Annotated in this window: 17 protein-coding genes; 6 read left to right on the top strand and 11 right to left on the bottom strand. The window is 66.2% G+C overall.

The features are described 5' to 3' along the window. Positions 1 to 64: 64 nt before the first annotated feature. The gene (dapE, locus tag KRR55_RS10520) at positions 65 to 1,219 is read right to left on the bottom strand and encodes a succinyl-diaminopimelate desuccinylase (protein ID WP_217389050.1); all 1,155 of its coding nucleotides are present in this window, start codon (positions 1,217 to 1,219) and stop codon (positions 65 to 67) included. Between the two features lie 39 nt (positions 1,220 to 1,258). Between dapE and dapD the strand changes: the two genes are divergently transcribed. Together dapD and KRR55_RS10510 are read left to right on the top strand one after the other, a co-directional pair. After that, positions 1,259 to 2,221 (top strand): 2,3,4,5-tetrahydropyridine-2,6-dicarboxylate N-succinyltransferase, encoded by a 963-nt coding sequence (gene dapD / locus KRR55_RS10515; protein ID WP_217389049.1) that lies wholly within the window; start codon positions 1,259 to 1,261, stop codon positions 2,219 to 2,221. Further along, a complete protein-coding gene (locus KRR55_RS10510) occupies positions 2,211 to 3,128 on the top strand; it encodes a hypothetical protein (RefSeq protein ID WP_254456085.1) in 918 nt (305 codons plus the stop codon). Before dapD ends, KRR55_RS10510 begins: the two co-directional genes overlap by 11 nt. A 16-nt stretch (positions 3,129 to 3,144) precedes the next feature. Here the strand turns inward: KRR55_RS10510 and KRR55_RS10505 are convergent, their stop codons facing one another. From KRR55_RS10505 to fdxA, 4 genes are all read right to left on the bottom strand, one after another. Beyond that, positions 3,145 to 3,744, bottom strand: coding sequence for a hypothetical protein (locus KRR55_RS10505; protein WP_217389048.1), 600 nt, complete (start codon positions 3,742 to 3,744; stop codon positions 3,145 to 3,147). A gap of 225 nt (positions 3,745 to 3,969) precedes the next feature. Then, positions 3,970 to 5,253, bottom strand: a complete 1,284-nt coding sequence (locus KRR55_RS10500; protein WP_217389047.1) for a citrate synthase — start codon at positions 5,251 to 5,253, stop codon at positions 3,970 to 3,972. A gap of 103 nt (positions 5,254 to 5,356) precedes the next feature. After that, positions 5,357 to 6,466 carry a succinyldiaminopimelate transaminase gene (dapC, locus tag KRR55_RS10495; protein ID WP_217389046.1) on the bottom strand — a complete coding sequence of 370 codons (1,110 nt, stop codon included), beginning with the start codon at positions 6,464 to 6,466 and terminating at the stop codon, positions 5,357 to 5,359. Between the two features lie 11 nt (positions 6,467 to 6,477). After that, on the bottom strand, positions 6,478 to 6,801 hold the full coding sequence (fdxA, locus tag KRR55_RS10490; RefSeq protein WP_217389045.1) for a ferredoxin: 324 nt from the start codon (positions 6,799 to 6,801) through the stop codon (positions 6,478 to 6,480). A 197-nt stretch (positions 6,802 to 6,998) separates the two neighbouring features. Between fdxA and KRR55_RS10485 the strand changes: the two genes are divergently transcribed. Both KRR55_RS10485 and KRR55_RS10480 read left to right on the top strand, forming a co-directional pair. Beyond that, positions 6,999 to 7,241: a putative acetyltransferase gene (locus KRR55_RS10485; protein WP_254456084.1), complete on the top strand. Its 243-nt coding sequence runs from the start codon at positions 6,999 to 7,001 to the stop codon at positions 7,239 to 7,241. Between the two features lie 76 nt (positions 7,242 to 7,317). After that, the gene (locus KRR55_RS10480; protein ID WP_217389044.1) at positions 7,318 to 7,833 is read left to right on the top strand and encodes a helix-turn-helix domain-containing protein; all 516 of its coding nucleotides are present in this window, start codon (positions 7,318 to 7,320) and stop codon (positions 7,831 to 7,833) included. A 101-nt stretch (positions 7,834 to 7,934) separates the two neighbouring features. Here the strand turns inward: KRR55_RS10480 and KRR55_RS10475 are convergent, their stop codons facing one another. The 6 genes from KRR55_RS10475 to KRR55_RS10450 form a co-directional block, all read right to left on the bottom strand. Beyond that, complete coding sequence (locus KRR55_RS10475; RefSeq protein ID WP_217389043.1) at positions 7,935 to 8,327, bottom strand: hypothetical protein; 393 nt, start codon at positions 8,325 to 8,327, stop codon at positions 7,935 to 7,937. A gap of 28 nt (positions 8,328 to 8,355) precedes the next feature. Beyond that, positions 8,356 to 10,266 (bottom strand): translational GTPase TypA, encoded by a 1,911-nt coding sequence (typA, locus tag KRR55_RS10470; RefSeq protein ID WP_217389042.1) that lies wholly within the window; start codon positions 10,264 to 10,266, stop codon positions 8,356 to 8,358. Between the two features lie 332 nt (positions 10,267 to 10,598). After that, entirely contained in the window at positions 10,599 to 11,801 is a 1,203-nt protein-coding gene (locus tag KRR55_RS10465; protein ID WP_336245093.1) for a mechanosensitive ion channel, read from the bottom strand. Positions 11,802 to 12,177: 376 nt separating this feature from the next. After that, positions 12,178 to 13,263, bottom strand: coding sequence for a redox-regulated ATPase YchF (gene ychF, locus KRR55_RS10460; protein WP_217389040.1), 1,086 nt, complete (start codon positions 13,261 to 13,263; stop codon positions 12,178 to 12,180). Positions 13,264 to 13,444: 181 nt separating this feature from the next. Next, positions 13,445 to 14,545, bottom strand: a complete 1,101-nt coding sequence (locus tag KRR55_RS10455; protein WP_217389039.1) for a 4-hydroxy-3-methylbut-2-enyl diphosphate reductase — start codon at positions 14,543 to 14,545, stop codon at positions 13,445 to 13,447. A 54-nt stretch (positions 14,546 to 14,599) separates the two neighbouring features. Then, the gene (locus tag KRR55_RS10450; protein WP_217389038.1) at positions 14,600 to 15,523 is read right to left on the bottom strand and encodes a hypothetical protein; all 924 of its coding nucleotides are present in this window, start codon (positions 15,521 to 15,523) and stop codon (positions 14,600 to 14,602) included. A gap of 130 nt (positions 15,524 to 15,653) precedes the next feature. On the opposite strand from KRR55_RS10450, the gene xseA reads away from it, so the two are divergent. Together xseA and KRR55_RS10440 are read left to right on the top strand one after the other, a co-directional pair. Next, positions 15,654 to 16,925: an exodeoxyribonuclease VII large subunit gene (xseA, locus tag KRR55_RS10445; protein ID WP_217389037.1), complete on the top strand. Its 1,272-nt coding sequence runs from the start codon at positions 15,654 to 15,656 to the stop codon at positions 16,923 to 16,925. Further along, positions 16,922 to 17,143 carry an exodeoxyribonuclease VII small subunit gene (locus KRR55_RS10440; protein ID WP_217389036.1) on the top strand — a complete coding sequence of 74 codons (222 nt, stop codon included), beginning with the start codon at positions 16,922 to 16,924 and terminating at the stop codon, positions 17,141 to 17,143. The genes xseA and KRR55_RS10440 overlap by 4 nt, the downstream gene beginning before the upstream one ends. Positions 17,144 to 17,191 lie beyond the last annotated feature (48 nt).

Raw genomic sequence — 17,191 nt, 5'->3', positions numbered from 1 at the left:
TTCCACGAGAACCGACCGCGGCCCGGCCCTTGCGCGTTGGCGGCACGGCCCGAAGGCCCCGCGGCTAGGCTCCGCCGCCGGGGAGGGCGGAGGGTTCCCCGCCCAGCCAGCGGCGCAGGGCGCCCAGGCAGTCGTGGATGGCGGTGCGGGTGACATGTTCGTCGTCCGAATGGGCCAGCAGCGCATCGCCCGGCCCGAAGTTCACCGCCGGGATGCCCAGCTCGGAGAACCGCGCCACATCGGTCCAGCCGAACTTCGGCTTCGGCGTCTGTCCCACCGCCGCGACGAAGGAGGCCGCCGCCGGATGGCGCAGCCCGGGCCTGGCACCCGGGGCGCCGTCGGTGCGAACGATCTCGAAGCCCTTGAAGAGCTCGAAGACGTGGGCCTCGGCGGCCGCCACGTCCTTGTCCGGCGCGAAGCGGTAGTTGACCTCGACCTCGCAGTAGTCCGGGATCACGTTCCCGGCAATGCCACCGTTGATCCGCACGGCGTTGAGCGACTCGCGGTATTCCAGTCCGTCAACGTCCACGGTCCGCGGTTCGTAGTCGGCCAGGATCGCCAGGATCGGCGCGGCGGCGTGGATGGCGTTTTCGCCCATCCAGGCGCGGGCCGAGTGGGCTGCGACGCCGCGGGTGCGCACCTTGTAGCGGCTGGTGCCGTTGCAGCCACCCTCCACCGTGCCGTTGGTGGGTTCGAGCAGGATGGCAAAGTCGCCGCCAAGCAATTCCGGGCTGTTGCGGAAGAGCCGGCCGAGGCCCGACTTCGAGCCCTCGACTTCCTCGTGGTCGTAGAAGATGTAGGTGACGTCGCGGTTCGGGTCCGCCAGCGTCGCGGCCAGGGCAAGCTGGACCGCCACCCCGCCCTTCATGTCGGTCGCCCCGCGGCCGTAGAGCGTCTCCCCGTCCCAGCTCACCGGCACGGTTCCCCGGGCACCGGGGGTCGTGGGCAGCGGCACGGTGTCCAGGTGCCCGGCCAGGATCACCCGTTCGGCGCGGCCCAGCATCGTGCGGGCCACGATCGCGTCCCCGTCACGGTGCAGCGACAGGCCCGGAACCCTGCGCAGCGCGGCTTCGACGGCATCGGCCAGTGCGGTTTCGTTGCCGGAAACGGACTCGATGTCCATCAGGCGGGCGGTCAGGTCGGCAACGTCCCCATGCAGGTCCAGGTCGATGGGCGTGGCGGGGACGGCGGGGTACTCGGGGCTGGGTTTGCTGTGCACATTCCAAGGTTAGTACGGTGCCCGCGCTAGGATTGATTCATGACTTCGGTAGACACCAACGCAACGCCCGCTTCCGCGCAAGACCTCAGGATCGCCTCGGCCCACGGCCTGGCCACCTATGCCGCCGACGGCGCGGTTCTGGACGCCTGGTTCCCCGCGCCCGTCATGGGCGAGCTGGACGACGCGGCACAGATCTCCGGCGACCTGGCCGCCGCGGCCCGCGACGACGCCGAGCGCGGCACGACCCAGGCGGTCATCGCCCTGGAGATCAACCTCGACGTCGCCCCCGCCGACACCGCGGACGTCTGGCTGCGCCTGCACCTGCTCTCCCACCGCCTGGTGACCCCGAACAACGTCAACCTCGAGGGGGCCTTTGGCCTGCTGCAGAACGTGGTGTGGACGAACTTCGGGCCCTGCGCCGTGGCCGACTTCGAGCGCACCCGCCTGCGCTTGCGCTCCCGCGGGGCGCTGACCGTGTACGGGGTCGACAAGTTCCCGCGCATGCTCGACTACGTCGTTCCCGCCGGCGTGCGCGTTGCCGACGGCGGCCGCGTCCGCCTCGGTGCCCACCTGGCCCCCGGCACCACCGTCATGCACGAGGGCTTCGTGAACTTCAACGCCGGCACCCTGGGCGCCTCCATGGTCGAGGGCCGGATCTCCGCCTCGGTCGTGGTGGGCAACGGCTCGGACGTGGGCGGCGGCGCCTCCATCATGGGCACCCTCTCCGGCGGCGGCAAGGAAAAGATCGTCATCGGCGAACGCGTGCTGCTGGGCGCCAACTCCGGCGTGGGCATTTCCATCGGGGACGACTCGGTCGTCGAGGCCGGGCTGTACGTCACCGCCGGGACCCGCGTCCAGCTCGGGGACGCGGTGGTCAAGGCCTCGGAACTCTCCGGCGTCTCCAACCTGCTCTTCCGCCGCAACTCCCTTACCGGCGCCGTGGAGGCACTGCCGCGCGCCGGCCAACACGTCGAATTGAACAGCGTCCTGCATGCCAACTAACGCACACCAACGCGTTCTCGCGTTGGGCTCGCGGGGCGCCGAGCAGCACCACGGCCGGCACCGCGGGCCCCGACGCTGGGGCCGCACCCTGCTGGCCCTGGTGCTTGCCCTGGGGCTCATCGCGGGTGGGCTCTACGCAGCGGTGAACTTCATCGGGATCGATGCCACGGTGGTGCGCCAGAAATGCACCGCCCTGGTGGGTTCCACGCTGCACACCCTGACCCCCGACCAGGCGTCGAATGCCGCGGTGATCGCCGGGGTCGCCGGCAAGCGCGGCATGCCCACGCGGGCCGCCACCATCGGGATCGCCACCGCCATCCAGGAATCCAAGCTCACCAACATCGACTACGGCGACAACGCCGGCCCCGACTCCAAGGGCCTGTTCCAGCAGCGTCCGTCCATGGGCTGGGGCACCGAGGCGCAGGTCCAGGATCCGGTCTATGCGGCGAACCGCTTTTTCCAGGAGCTGGAGACCTTCGACTACCAGTCCATGGCACTGACCGATGCGGCGCAGAAGGTGCAGCGCTCGGCGTACCCCGGGGCCTACGCCCAGCACGAGGAGAAGGCCAGTGCCTTTGCCTCGGCACTGACCGGGGCCTCCCCCTCCACGCTCAATTGCACGCTGCGCCCGGCGGAGGCCGCCGGCTCGGCGAAGTCGGTGGCGGCCGACCTGTTGGCGGCCACCGGCAAGGATGCCGACGAGCCGTCCGGAAACAACGTGCGGATTCCGGTGCGCGGGCAACAGGGCTGGGCCACCGCCCAGTGGGCAGTGGCCAACGCGCAGAAGCACAACATCGAATCGGTCTCCTACGCCGGGCTCGTGTGGAACCGCGCCGAGGGCCGCTGGGTGCCGGCGGCAACCACCGACGGGTACGTCATCATCTCCCTGGCCGGTTCCCCGAAATGACGCCCAGCCTGCGCGCCTAGGTCATCAGTTCGATGATGGGCTGCAGGTAGCTGCGGAAAAGCGTCGCGTCCCGCATCAGTTCCTGGCTCAGGATCACCGTGTTCGGTTCCACGAACCAGGCACGGCGTTCGGACAGCGGAAGCTCGACCAGCTTCAGGTGCAGGTCATCGACGTTCCTGCCCTCCAGCTCGCGTTCGGCAAAGAGATGGGCCAGCAGCGCCAGCCGCTCCTTGGTATTGTCCTGGCAGTATTCCCGGTACTCCCCCAGCCGGTTCTGCGTCCAGGTGTAGGCATTGCCGTAGTGGGCCCGCAGAAGGTGCTGCAGGCTCGGCGAATCGGAGAAGCCCGCAAAATCCGGTTCCGCGTCGATGTCGATGGTCGGATGGTCATCGGCAAGGATCCTCTCCCACCAGCTCTGCCATTCCTGGCGCAGCTCGCCGGCGGCAATCACCGCTCCCTCGCGTGCGGCGGCCGGCTTGACCCGGGGAGTCAGCGGCGCGAGGAACATGGCATCCACGGGCTCGATGGCCGCCAGATCCCGGAAATACAGCGCCAGCAACATCTCCTTGTCGATATCCGCCGAAACCTTCCAACCCGAACCAGACTCCAGCACCATGTGTGCACACCCGTTTCCTTGAAATCGCTCGCCTATCTCTAGGATAAGCCCGGAATCGCAGGTTTGCCCCGAAATTCCGGAGACCTGATGCAGCCGGCCGCGCATGCAAAAGGGGTCGGTGCCGTCGAAGGAGATTTACTCCTGCGACGGCACCGACCCCCGGGGATGCAATGCTGCCGGCCGAGGGCCGCGGGAATGACTCCCTGCGACGCCTGCCGGACGTCCCTAGTTGTTCGGGTAGCTGCGCTCGGACTCGCCGATGTAGAGCTGGCGCGGACGCCCGATCTTCATTTCCGGGTCCTGGATCATTTCGCGCCACTGGGCAATCCAGCCCGGCAGGCGGCCGATGGCGAAGAGCACGGTGAACATCTTCTCCGGGAAGCCCATGGCCTTGTAGATCAGGCCGGTGTAGAAGTCGACGTTCGGGTAGAGCTTGCGCGAGATGAAGTAGTCATCGTTCAGTGCGCGCTCTTCGAGGGACATCGCGATGTCCAGCAGCTCGTCGTTGCCGCCGAGCTTGCCCAGGATCTCGTGGGCCGTGTTCTTGATGATCTTGGCGCGCGGATCGTAGTTCTTGTAGACACGGTGCCCGAATCCCATGAGGCGGACGCCGTCTTCCTTGTTCTTGACCTTCTCCATGAAGTCCGCGGGCTTCAGTCCGTCGGACTGGATCTGGCGCAGCATCTTCAGCACCGCCTCGTTGGCGCCGCCGTGGGCGGGGCCGAAGAGGGCGTTGATGCCGGCGGAGACCGAGGCGAACATGTTCGCGTTGGAGGAACCGACCAGGCGCACCGTGGAGGTGGAACAGTTCTGCTCGTGGTCCGCGTGCAGGATCAGCAGCTGGTCAAGGGCCTTGACCATGACCGGGTCCATGTCATACGGTTCGGCGGCCAGGCCGAAGCTCAGGCGCATGAAGTTCTCGACCAGGTTCATCGAGTTGTCCGGGTACAGCAGTGCCTGGCCGATGGACTTCTTGTGCGCGTAGGCTGCAAGCACCGGCATCTTGGCCAACAGGCGGATGGTCGAGAGCTCGACCTGCTCCTCGTTGAACGGGTCCAGCGAATCCTGGTACCAGGTGGACAGCGCCGACACGGCCGAGGACAGCACCGGCATCGGGTGCGCGTCGCGCGGGAAGCCGCCGAAGAAGCCCTTAAGCTCCTCGTGCAGCAGGGTGTGCCGGCGGATCTTCTGGTCAAAGTTTTCCAACTCGGTGGCCGAGGGCAGGTTGCCGTAGATCAGCAGGTAGCTGGTCTCCAGGAAGCTGGACTTCTCGGCGAGCTGCTCGATCGGGTAGCCGCGGTAGCGCAGGATGCCCGCGTCGCCGTCGATAAAGGTGATTGCGGACTTGGTTGCCGCAGTGTTCATGAAGCCGGGGTCGTATGTCACGCCACCTGTCGCCTTCAACAGGGGTGCGATGTTAAAGCCATTGTTGCCTTCTACCGCGGGCACAACAGGGAGTTCGATGTTGTTGCCGCCGAAGCTGAGCTGAGCAGAATTGTTATCCGTCATTGTCTCTCCTAACCGGAATGCAGATGAATCCGATGGTCAGTAATCACTGTCACGCTACCTTTTAGTAGGCGATTGGCACCAATTGGTTGGTCACGCTTGTCTTTCAGGCTGCCGCATTCAACCGCTCGACGGCGCTTGCAATGCGCTCGTCGCTGGCGGTCAGCGCGATCCTCACGAAGTTCTCCCCGGCGGTCCCGTAGAACGCGCCGGGACCGGCCACGATGCCCAGCTCGGCAAGCCGACCGAGGGTGGTCCAGCAGTCCTCGTCCGCGGTGCACCACAGGTACAGCCCGCCGACCGAGTCAACGATGCGCAAACCGAATGCCCCGAGTGCCGGGACGAGCGCCTCGCGGCGTGCCCGGTAAAGATCTTTTTGTGTCCTGACATGGTCGTCGTCGTTCAGTGCCGCAATCATGGCGGACTGCACCGGAGCCGGCACGATCATTCCCGCGTGCTTGCGGTTGTTGACCAGCGCGGGCATCAGGTTCGGGGCCCCGGCCACGAAGGCGGCCCGGTAGCCGGCGATGTTCGACTGCTTGGACAACGAGTACACACTCAGCAGGTCGGTGAAGTCCCCGCCGCAGACGGATTCGTGAAGGACGCTCGGAACGCCCGACTCGTGTTCGCCCCAGCCGAGTTCGGCGTAACATTCATCCGAGGCCACCACCGCGCCCAGCGAGCGAGCGTCATCGACGAGCGCCTTCAGTTCCGCAACACCGCGGACGATGCCCGTGGGGTTGCCCGGCGAGTTGACCCACACCAGTTTCACGCGCGCGCGGTCGGCCTCGGAGAGGTCCTCCAGCGAATCCGCGGCGATCGAGTCGGCCCCTGCGAGCTGCGCGCCGATGTCGTAGGTGGGGTAGGCGACGAGCGGGCGGACCACCAGGTCGCCGGCACCCAGGCCCAGCAGCAGCGGCAGCCAGGCCACCAGCTCCTTGGAGCCGACGGTCGGCATGACGTCGTCGGCGGCCAGGCCACGCACGTCGCGCCGGCGGGCAAACCAATGCACGATGGCCTCGCGCAGCTGAACCGTGCCATGGGTGGTCGGGTAGCCCGGGGCATTTGCGCCCTCGCGCAAGGCCTGGGTGATCACCTCGGGGGTCGGATCAACGGGGGTGCCGATGGAGAGGTTCACGGCCCCGCCCTCGTGCTCGGCGGCGCGGGCCGCGTACGGGGCAAGGGCATTCCAGGGGTAGTCAGGAAGCGTCAGCATGGTGGCGGCGGTCAGTCCTGGATTTGGGGCGGGAGGGCGGAGATGATCGGGTGGTCAATGCCCATGTTGCCGAGCTTGGCCGCGCCGCCGGGGGAACCGACCTCGTCGAAGAACTCCACATTGGCCTTGTAGTAGTCGGCCCACTGGTCCGGGACGTCGTCCTCGTAGTAAATGGCCTCCACCGGGCACACCGGTTCGCAGGCGCCGCAGTCAACGCATTCGTCGGGGTGGATGTACAGCGAGCGTTCGCCCTCGTAGATGCAATCCACGGGGCATTCCTCGATGCACGCCTTGTCTTTGACGTCGACGCACGGCTGGGCGATGATGTAGGTCACGGTACCCGGGGCCTTCCTTTACAACGAATCATGAACTGTTTGGTCATGCGGCACGCGGCTATGCATGCTCTCCAATAGCTTAGTACCGTTGGGGCCGCTTTGCCCCGTCGAACAGCGCCCGGGGACCCGAATGTGGCCTCGGACACATCAAGGCCGGAGGGGCCGTCCCGGGGTGCATCCCGGCCTAGACTCGAGACATGAGTCCGGATTTCCTTTCCACGATCCAGGTCGGCGCCCGCGTGGTCATTCGCTATCGCCTGGCACCCGACGAGCGGGGAAACGCCGGAGAGCAATTCACCGACGCGCTGGGCCACGTGCGCTCGGTGACCGAGACCCAGGTGCTCATCGAGACCCGCGGCGGACTGGTGCACATCGACCGCGCCGGAATCACCCATGCCAAGGCCGTCCCTCCCCCGCCGCCCCGGCGGCAGCGCGGCTGACCCGCACGGCCGCCAGCCACACGCCGAGCGATTTGAAAGTTTCAATCAGTGGCGTGATTTCCCGTATGCTAAAAACATGGCCACTGATGAAGAGGTACAGGCCCGTGCCAGGGCGTTGAGCTCCCCGCTCCGCCTTCGCATCCTGCGACTTTGCTTGCACGAATCGCGTACCAACAAGGAAATAGCGGACATGCTGGACATCAATCCGGCGACCTCGCTCCACCATGTGCGAACCCTGCTCTCCAACGGGTTCCTCGCAGCCGAAGAGACGCGCCGGGGCAACCGAGGGGCCAAGGAAGTGCCCTACCGCAGCACGAAACTCTCGTGGGGCACCAAGCTGCCGGACGCCGCACCCCTGCTCGTCGACACGTTCCTGCAGGAAATCGACGGCCTGGCTCCGCAGGAAATCCAGGTCATGCGCGTCGGCCTGAAGCTCAGCGAGGCCACGCAGAAGGAGATGATGTCGCGCATCCACGCCGTCATCGAGGACTACGCCATGCGCGATGCCGAGTTCGACGGGGTGGCCACCTCCCTCTTTCTGGCACATCACCTGGATATGAAGTCAAGCAAGTCCGAGCCCCGCACCGCATAGGTCCCGGAAATCAGGCAAGGCCCCCGCAGAACTGCGGGGGCCTTGCCTGAAGTAATCCGTTATTGCGTTTTATTGCGCTGCGGGCAGTCCCAATCCGGGGATCAGCCGCGCGACCGGGCAGCATTGCGCAAATGCCGGGAAGCCAACAGGATCGCAACGATGACAGGCACGATGATGCCGTACACCCAAATGCCGCCGGCCAGTGCCGGGCCCGGAAGCAGCTCGAAGTACTGGGTCGAGACGATCATCTGGTTGTTCGAGTCGGTCGCGATCAATGCCACGAACACGTACGTCGCCAAGCCGGCGAGGGCGCTAACCCACAGCTTGCCGCGCAGCAGCCCCACCCAGTAGGTCAGGGCCCCGGTCAGCAGCAGAGCCAGGGCGGCGCCCCAGGGAATCGGGACGTCCCCGGCGTAGCTAATCGAAGCGTGAAGGATAGTACCCACCACCGCGGCCAGCGCCCCGGCCGCAAATGCGGCCAAGACGCTGTACACGGTGGTGGCTACGGAGCCTGGTGCCTGATTAGTTCTTGGCCCGGGCACGGTTGGACTTGGCGCGGTCGCCGGCGTTCAGGATGAGCTTACGGATACGGATTGCCTCCGGGGTAACCTCAACGCACTCGTCCTCACGGGCGAATTCGAGGGACTCCTCAAGAGTCAGGTTGCGCGGCGGAGTCATGTTCTCGAAGGTGTCCGAGGAAGCTGCACGCATGTTGGTGAGCTGCTTTTCGCGGGTGATGTTCACGTCCATGTCGTCTGCGCGAGAGTTCTCGCCGACGATCATGCCCTCGTAGACCTCGGAGGTCGGTGCCACGAAGAAGGACATGCGTTCCTGCAACTTGATCATTGCGAACGGGGTGACGACGCCGGAGCGGTCAGCCACGATCGAACCGTTGGTGCGGTATTCGATCGGACCGGCCCAAGGCTCGTAGCCCTCGGCCAGCGAAGCGGCAATGCCCGCACCGCGGGTGTCGGTGAGGAAACGGGTACGGAAGCCGATCAGGCCACGTGCCGGAACCATGAACTCCATGCGGCACCAGCCGGTGCCGTGGTTGGCCATGTTGGTCATGCGGCCCTTGCGGGCAGCCATCAGCTGGGTCACGGCGCCAAGGAATTCCTCGGGCACGTCGATGGTCATGTGCTCCATCGGCTCGTGCAGCTTGCCGTCGATCATCTTGGTGACAACCTGCGGCTTGCCGACGGTCAGCTCGAAGCCTTCGCGACGCATCTGCTCCACGAGGATGGCCAGTGCCAATTCGCCACGACCCTGGACTTCCCAGGCATCCGGACGTTCGGTCGGAAGGATGTTCAGCGAAACGTTGCCGATCAGTTCCTTGTCAAGACGGTCCTTGACCTGGCGGGCGGTGACCTTGGCACCCTTGACCTTGCCGGCCAGCGGCGAGGTGTTGATACCGATGGTCATCGAGATGGCCGGCGGGTCGACGGTGATCAGCGGCAGCGGCTTCGGGTTCTCGATGTCGGTGAGGGTCTCGCCGATCATGATGTCTTCGATGCCTGCAACTGCGACGATCTCGCCCGGTCCAGCGGACTCGGCCGGAACACGGGTCAGGCCCTTGGTGGCCAGCAGTTCGGTGATCTTTACGGTCTTGAGCTCGCCGTCCTGGCGGGCCCATGCAACCTGCTGGCCCTTGCGCAAGGTGCCGTTGAAGATGCGCATCAGCGCCAGGCGACCCAGGAACGGGGAAGCGTCAAGGTTGGTGACGTGTGCCTGAAGAACTTCGCCCTCGGTGTAGGTCGGGGCGGGGACGTGCTTGATGATGGTCTCGAACAGCGGCTCGAGGTCCTCGTTGTCCGGCATGGTGCCGTCGGCGGGCTGGTTCACCGAGGCGAAGCCGGCCTTGCCCGAGGCGAAGACGACCGGGACGTTCAGGATCTTGTCCAGGTCCAGGTCCGGGGCTTCGTCGGCCAGGTCGGAGGCCAGGCCGAGGAGCAGGTCCATGGAATCGGAGACGACGCCGTCGATGCGGGCATCGGGACGGTCGGTCTTGTTCACCACGATGATGACCGGCAGGTTGGCAACGAGTGCCTTGCGCAGCACGAAGCGGGTCTGCGGCAGCGGGCCCTCGGAGGCATCCACGAGCAGCACAACGCCGTCGACCATGGACAGGCCGCGCTCGACCTCACCGCCGAAGTCGGCGTGGCCGGGGGTGTCGATGATGTTCATGGTCATCTTGTGGCCGTTGGCTGCCGGCCCCTCGTAGAACACGGTGGTGTTCTTGGCCAGGATGGTGATGCCCTTTTCGCGTTCCAGCTCGCCAGAGTCCATCACGCGGTCTTCGGTTTCACCGTGGCTGTCGAACGCACCGGTCTGCTGGAGCATTGCGTTGACCAGGGTGGTCTTGCCGTGGTCAACGTGCGCAACGATGGCTACGTTGCGCAGGTCTTCACGAGCGATGATGGTGGTATCTGACATGCGAAAAGGCTCACTTCTTCTAGAGAATTTGGGTCTCGGGGGTCGGGGCCACGACTGACCCAATTAACCATTCTAGTCCTATTGGGAAATCTGGTGTTAAACGTGCCTTATCTCACGCATGAACACTTGGTCGAGCCAGACCGGGCGGGTCTAGGCTGCGGCACTTGCGGTGGGCCCGAGCGGCCCCGTTTTGGTCGGCGCGGCACAATGGGCAGGCACGCGCTGTGCGTCTCTCCCGCGGCATAAAGCAGGGCGGCTTCGGAAGTAATTCCCGAAACCGCCCTGCCGGTGCCGTACGGCGAACCTGCGCCGCCGTCACCTGTTGTCGATGCCTAGCCCATCGGGTTGACCGGTCCGGCGTGGGCCGGAGGAACCGGCGGCGGCTGCTTGTTTTCCAGCTTCTGCAGCGACCGGGCGGCAGCTTCGCGTCCACCCAGGCCGTAGGCCAGTGCCGCGGCCAACGCTCCGCCGATGACCACCGCGCCAAAGGCCATGTTGATGATGGAATCGGCTATGCCCATGTACTTCAGGCCCATCGCGATGAACAGTGCGATGGTGGCCCAACGGATCACCGTGGCGGCCGTTCCCGGTCCGACGATCTTGACCACGATGTTGGCGATCAGGAATCCCGCCGCGATGATCAACCCGCCGAACAGCACGCTGCCGCCAAGGGCCAGGATCTGGTTGAGGATATTGGTGACTTCAGGGAAGTTCAGCTGCCGTGCCGCCATGATGCCGAAGAACAACATGATGGCGATCTTCACCAGCAGCGCGATGATGCCCGAGGCACTCCGGTCGGCGGGGACAATTCCCCACCTGTGCACCACCGAGTCGGTTCCGATTCCCTGAAGTGTGCTTTCCAGGATCGTTCCGACAAATTTGGCGATGATATAACCAATGGCCAGCAAGATCAGCGCGGCGATGATTTGCGGGATCGCGTTCATGATCATCGTCAGCATCTGCTGGGCCGGATCCGAAATGGCAGCGATTCCCAAAACCTGGAGGGCACTAATGCCCACCACGATGATGATGATGGCAAAGAGCAGGTTTCCAATGACCGAGATGATCTTGGCGTTCTGTTCACGTGTCGCGACGGGGTCGACTTCTTCCGTCCCGCGCCGGAACCTGGCAGTGATTCTGCTGAAATCGATGGTACCCAATGCCGTGGTCACCAGTTGCCGCACGATCTTGGCGATCATGTACCCGATGAAGAAGATGATTCCCGCACCAATGAGGTTCGGGATGAAGGCCATGACCTTGCCGAGCAGATCCTGCACCGGGGTCAAGACCTCGGAGAGTGCAAAGACTTGCAGGATGGCAACGAGCCCAAAGAGCCAGATGATCAGTGCCGCAATTTTGCCGAGTGATTCCCCCAGTTGTTGTCCGTCGTTGCCTTGACGCTGCAACCCTTTAACCCGCCCCACGAGTTTTCCAATGGCCCACTTGACCAACTTGGCCAACAGCCAAGTCACCAGCAGGATTATTACGGCGATGGCAACTTTTTGTGCCATGCCCGTCCAATCGAAACTTTCCATGTTCATGAGAAATCCTTCACTTGGAGAAAACGTGCCTGCGAACTGCTGTCCTTTCCGAATAGAGTGCTGACTATAGGAAACATGCTTCGGGACACTAAAACAACCAATGGTTGCGATGGACATCCTGCGGTTTCAGCGGACAATGAAACCCAATGCAGCGAAATCACCGGAATCATGGGTGGCTAATGGCACAGATGCTCCGTTTGGTTGGATCTGCGCCACGAACCAAGTGTTTCTGGATCAGGTACTTGTCCTCCTGAGTATGGCATGATGGCCAGCCGATGCCGTCCCTGCCGCAGGTCGCTTCGCGGGATAACCGCCTGAACGCAGAAATGGCGCAACTCTCTCGAGTTGCGCCATTTCTCCATGCCGGGAACTAGACGTTGAAGCGGAACTCCACGACGTCGCCGTCCTTCATGATGTATTCCTTGCCTTCGATTCGCGCCTTGCCGGCGGACTTGGCCGCGGCGACGGATCCGGCCTCGACCAATTCCTCGAAGCCGAAGACCTCGGCCTTGATGAAGCCGCGCTGGAAGTCGGTGTGGATGACGCCGGCGGCCTGCGGGGCGGTGGCGCCCTTGGGGATGGTCCAGGCGCGGGTTTCCTTCGGTCCTGCGGTCAGGTAGGTCTGCAGCCCCAGGGTGTCGAAGCCCACGCGTGCCAGCTTGTCGAGGCCGGACTCGGTGTAGCCGGCGTCCTCCAGCATTTCCTCGGCTTCTTCCTCGGTCAGCTCGGCCAGCTCGGATTCGAACTGCGCATCAAGGAAGATGGCCTCGGCCGGTGCGACCAGTGCTGAAAGCTCGGCCTGCATCTCGGTGTTGGCCAGGCCTTCCTCATCGGTGTTGAAGACGTAGATGAAGGGCTTGGTGGTCATCAGCTGCAGCGGGGCCAGCTCTTCGATGTCGATGCCTGCCGCCTTGCCGGCGGAGTAGAGGGTCTTGCCCTCCTCGAGGACCTTCTGCGCGGCCTTGACCACGTCGATGAAGGAAGCCTCGATCTTCTTGGCGCGCAGCTCCTTCTCGAGGCGCGGCAGCTGGTTCTCGATGGTCTGCATGTCGGCGAGGATCAGCTCGGTGGCGATCGTCTCGATATCCGAGGCCGGGTCGACCTTGCCGTCGACGTGGATCACGTCGGGGTCCGAGAAGACGCGCGTCACCTGGCAGATCGCCTCGGCCTCGCGGATGTTGGCCAGGAACTTGTTGCCCAGGCCTTCACCCTCCGAGGCGCCCTTGACGATGCCGGCGATGTCCACGAAGGACACGGTTGCCGGCAGGATGCGCTCGGAGCCGAATATCGACGCGAGCACCTTCAGCCGGGCATCGGGCAAGGGCACGACACCCACGTTGGGTTCGATGGTCGCGAACGGATAGTTGGCCGCGAGGACCTGCGCGCGGGTAAGAGCATTGAACATTGTTGACTTGCCGACATTGGGCAGTCCGACGATTCCGATTGTAAGAGCCACGGAAGTAGAGTCTACCGTCCAATAAGTGTCGGTGCTTGCTGGCGCCGTTTTGCGGTGGACGCGAGGGTCCCGGCGGCGCCCGCGCGTGTCCAGGCGGCAGTGGCGTGGCGCCCGCCTGTTGCGAGGGCGCCACGCCACGGTTAGCAGGTGCGGTCCCCGGTGGGGGTGCCGCTCCGGGAGCCTAGCTGCTGATGTCCGACTTGGTGATGCGCCCGCCCGGGCCGCGGGAGTCGTCCCCGGCCTCCTTGAGCTTGGCGCGGATCTCCTTGGGTAGTGAGAAGAGGATGTCTTCCTGCGCCGTGGTGACTTCCTCGACGCTGCCGTAGCCGTACTCGGCGAGCAGTGCCAGCACGTCGCGGACCAGGACCTCGGGCACCGAGGCGCCGGAGGTCACCCCGACGGTTGCCACGCCCTCGAACCAGGACTCGTCGACCTCCGAGGCATAGTCCACGCGGTGGGCGGCCTTCGCCCCGTATTCCAGGGCAACCTCCACCAGGCGCACCGAGTTCGAGGAGTTGGAGGAGCCGACGACGATGACCAGGTCGCTCTTCGGGGCGATGGCCTTGATCGCGTCCTGGCGGTTGGTCGTGGCATAGCAGATGTCGTCGCTGGGCGGATCCTGCAGCTTCGGGAAGCGGGCGCGCAGGCGGCGCACCGTCTCCATGGTCTCGTCGACGCTGAGCGTGGTCTGCGAGAGCCAGATCAGCTTGTCGGGGTTCTTGACCTCGATGGTGTCGGCCTCGTCTGGATTGTTCACGATCTGCGTGTGCTCCGGGGCCTCGCCGTAGGTGCCCTCGACCTCTTCGTGGCCCTCGTGCCCGATCAGCAGGATCTCGTAGTCGTCCTTGGCGAAGCGCACCGCTTCCTTGTGCACCTTGGTGACCAGCGGGCAGGTCGCGTCGATGGTGCGCAGGCCGCGGTCCGCGGCCGACTGCACCACGGCCGGGGACACGCCGTGGGCGGAGAAGACAACCAGCGCGCCCTCGGGCACCTCCTCGTTTTCCTCCACGAAGATGGCGCCGCGGGCCTCGAGCGTGGAAACGACGTGCAGGTTGTGGACGATCTGCTTGCGGACGTAGACCGGGGCGCCGTAGTGCTCCAGCGCCTTTTCCACCGCAATGACCGCGCGGTCGACGCCGGCGCAGTAGCCGCGCGGGGCGGCCAGCAGGACGTTGCGCTCGCCCTGGATCGGCGCCGCGGCGGCGATTTCCGCCGGGCTGCGACGGGTGCGCGGGATCTTGGGCATCGGAAGGGAGACCTGAACGGTGGAACTGGTAGCCATGGGTCCAAGTCTACTGGGGCGGGCAAAATCGGCGGTGTGGATTCCGCCACCGGCCTAGCCGCGTCTCGGGGTCCGCTCCCCGCGGGCGGCCCAGATGGCCCACCCGATCCCCGCGATCACCAGCACGATGCCGCCGCCGCCCAGGATCGTGGCGAGTGTACCCACTTCCTCCCCCAGTGCGGCAAGCACCCGGCCGGTGACCAAGCTCTCCACGCCGGAGGCCTGTGCGGTGGCATTCCCCGTCCCGAGGTTGCCGAACCACAGCCGCGCGGCGCCGCCCAATGCCAGTGCCGTGGACCCGCCGGCGAGCACCGCCCATGGCCGCCCGCCCCGGGTGGCCAGCAGCAGTCCAGCCGCGGCGGCCACCACGGCCCCGGCGAGCATCCAGCCCCAGGCCCGCGCCACCTCCAGCCAGGCGTTCAGGGTTGCGGCCCGGAGCTGCTGCGCATCAGGCCAGCCGGTGTCGAGCACGGTGGGCGGCATCGAGAGGGTCGCGGGCAACAGGGCACCCAGGGCGGAGCCGTCGAGGGACGCATGCAGGGTGCCGTATCCGCTGCCCAGCAGCGGGGCCAGGTCAAGGCGCAGCGTGACCTGTTCGCCCTGTGCCGGCTCCGCCAGCCGGGAGGTGAAGTCGGCGCGGGCGGACTCAATCGTCGTGCCCCAGGCCTCGGGGAAACCGGGGTCGTCCAGCAGTGCCCCGCCGGCGGTGGCGATGGCATTTTGCAGCGGGCCGGCCAGTTGCGGCGGCACCGCGGTGTCCCGGGTGATGCGGTCCCCCAGCGCGGCGCCGAGTTCCGCGGGCAGCACCCGGCGCAGCTCGGGGTCGGTGGCCAGCGGGCCCAGGATGCGCCCCAGCGGCCCGGGGGTGTCGGCCAGGGTGGTGGCGGCTGACCCCAGCAGAGCCCCGGTGCCCAGCAGCACGGCGAGCACCAGCAGGGCGCTGGCGGCGATGTTGCGCAAAGGTGTTGATATTCTCACGTTGCTCCTGCATGTTGGTGCCCGTGCGGCGGGGCGTGCGTGCCCGGCATCAGCGTTTTGTCCCACGTTACTGGTATCAATGGTGTTGGTGTAGTTTCGAATTTCAGCACCAAGGAAGGCGCGCACCCACGTGGAGCAAGCACAAGAAGCACAAGGGTCGCTGCCGCGCACCGCCGCGGCGACCACCCCGCAGAACCCCTGGCCGCTGCGGGTCCTGAGCGAAAAACTGAAACAGCACATCGAGAACTCCCCCGAATCCTGGGTGGAGGGCCAGCTGCTGGAGGCCAACGTCCGCAACGGCCACGCGTACCTGACGCTGCGCGACGTGGACGTCGACTACTCGTTTTCGGTGACCGTCTGGGCCTCGGTGATGCGTTCGCTGGACACGCCGCCCGAGGTCGGTTCCCGGGTGGTGGCGCGGGTTAAGCCCAGCTTCTACGCCAAGACCGGCCGGCTGTCCCTGAACGCCTCGGACCTGCGGCCCGTGGGGCTCGGCGACCTGCTGGCCCGCCTGGAGCGCCTGCGCCGCTCGCTCTTTGACGAGGGGCTCTTCGACCCGGCGCGCAAGCGCGCCCTGCCGCTGCTGCCGGGCCGCATCGGGCTGATCACGGGCCGGGACTCCGACGCGGAGAAGGACGTGGTGCGCAACGCCACGCTGCGCTGGCCGGCGGTCGCCTTCGACATCCGCAACACCGCGGTGCAGGGCGTCAACGCCGTCGGGGAGGTCATCGCCGCGCTGCGCGCGCTGGACGCCAACGAAGACGTCGAGGTGATCATCATCGCCCGCGGCGGCGGGGCCCTGGAGGACCTGCTGCCGTTCAGCTCCGAGGAACTGGTGCGCGCCGTCGCGGCCTGCACCACCCCGGTCATCTCGGCCATCGGGCACGAGGCCGACCGGCCGATTCTTGACGACGTGGCCGATGTGCGTGCCTCGACCCCCACCGACGCGGCCAAGCGGGTGGTGCCGGACCTCGCCGAGGAGCTGGCCAACCTGGCCCAGGCCCGGAACCGGCTGGACCGGGCGGTGCGGGCCAACGTGGACCGCGAGACCCAGCGCATCTCCGCGCTGCGGGCCCGCCCCGTGCTGGCCAACCCGGAGACCATGGTGCAGGGCCGCCGCGAGGACGTCGTCCGGCTGGCCAGGCGCAGCACGCTGGCCATGCGCACCTCGCTGGCCCGCGGCCACGACTCCATCGCCCACCTGCGCGCCCAGGTCCGCGCGCTGTCCCCGCAGCAGACCCTGGACCGCGGCTACGCGGTGGTGCAGCTGGATTCCGGGGACATCGTCCGCTCGGCCGCCGACGCCCCGGAAGGCAGCGGCATCCAGGTCCGCCTGGCCCGCGGCCAGCTCTCCGCCACTGTCACCCACAGCCACACCCCGGAAGAAGGAAACACCCCATGAACCCCGAAGCAGCAAACCACGACATCGCCGCGCTGAGCTACGAGCAGGCACGCGAGGAGCTGGTGGCCGTCGTCGCGCAGCTCGAGGCCGGCGCCGCCACGCTGGAGCAGTCCCTGGCCCTGTGGGAGCGCGGCGAGGCGCTGGCTGCACGCTGCGAGGCCTGGCTGCAGGGCGCCACCGCCCGCCTGGATGCGGCCCGCGGGCCCGCGTCCGAGTAGTCTCCCCGCCCGGGCGCCGGGAAGCCGCCGAGGCCGGGAAGCGGCCCG

The organism is Paeniglutamicibacter quisquiliarum (genome assembly GCF_019084045.1).
Classification (GTDB): Bacteria; Actinomycetota; Actinomycetes; order Actinomycetales; family Micrococcaceae; genus Paeniglutamicibacter; species Paeniglutamicibacter quisquiliarum.
The sequence above is the reverse complement of the archived record's forward strand: the minus strand, read 5'-3'. Positions and strand labels throughout refer to the sequence as shown.

Bases quoted from the DNA above. Each gene is read 5' to 3' on its own strand.
- KRR55_RS10440 (WP_217389036.1), top strand. From the start codon at position 16,922: ATGAACCCCGAAGCAGCAAACCACGACATCGCCGCGCTGAGCTACGAG.
- KRR55_RS10485 (WP_254456084.1), top strand. From the start codon at position 6,999: ATGAGTCCGGATTTCCTTTCCACGATCCAGGTCGGCGCCCGCGTGGTC.
- KRR55_RS10500 (WP_217389047.1), bottom strand. From the start codon at position 5,253: ATGACGGATAACAATTCTGCTCAGCTCAGCTTCGGCGGCAACAACATC.
- dapC (WP_217389046.1), bottom strand. From the start codon at position 6,466: ATGCTGACGCTTCCTGACTACCCCTGGAATGCCCTTGCCCCGTACGCG.
- KRR55_RS10455 (WP_217389039.1), bottom strand. From the start codon at position 14,545: ATGGCTACCAGTTCCACCGTTCAGGTCTCCCTTCCGATGCCCAAGATC.
- KRR55_RS10510 (WP_254456085.1), top strand. From the start codon at position 2,211: ATGCCAACTAACGCACACCAACGCGTTCTCGCGTTGGGCTCGCGGGGC.
- KRR55_RS10480 (WP_217389044.1), top strand. From the start codon at position 7,318: ATGGCCACTGATGAAGAGGTACAGGCCCGTGCCAGGGCGTTGAGCTCC.
- KRR55_RS10505 (WP_217389048.1), bottom strand. From the start codon at position 3,744: ATGGTGCTGGAGTCTGGTTCGGGTTGGAAGGTTTCGGCGGATATCGAC.
- KRR55_RS10465 (WP_336245093.1), bottom strand. From the start codon at position 11,801: ATGGAAAGTTTCGATTGGACGGGCATGGCACAAAAAGTTGCCATCGCC.
- typA (WP_217389042.1), bottom strand. From the start codon at position 10,266: ATGTCAGATACCACCATCATCGCTCGTGAAGACCTGCGCAACGTAGCC.
- dapD (WP_217389049.1), top strand. From the start codon at position 1,259: ATGACTTCGGTAGACACCAACGCAACGCCCGCTTCCGCGCAAGACCTC.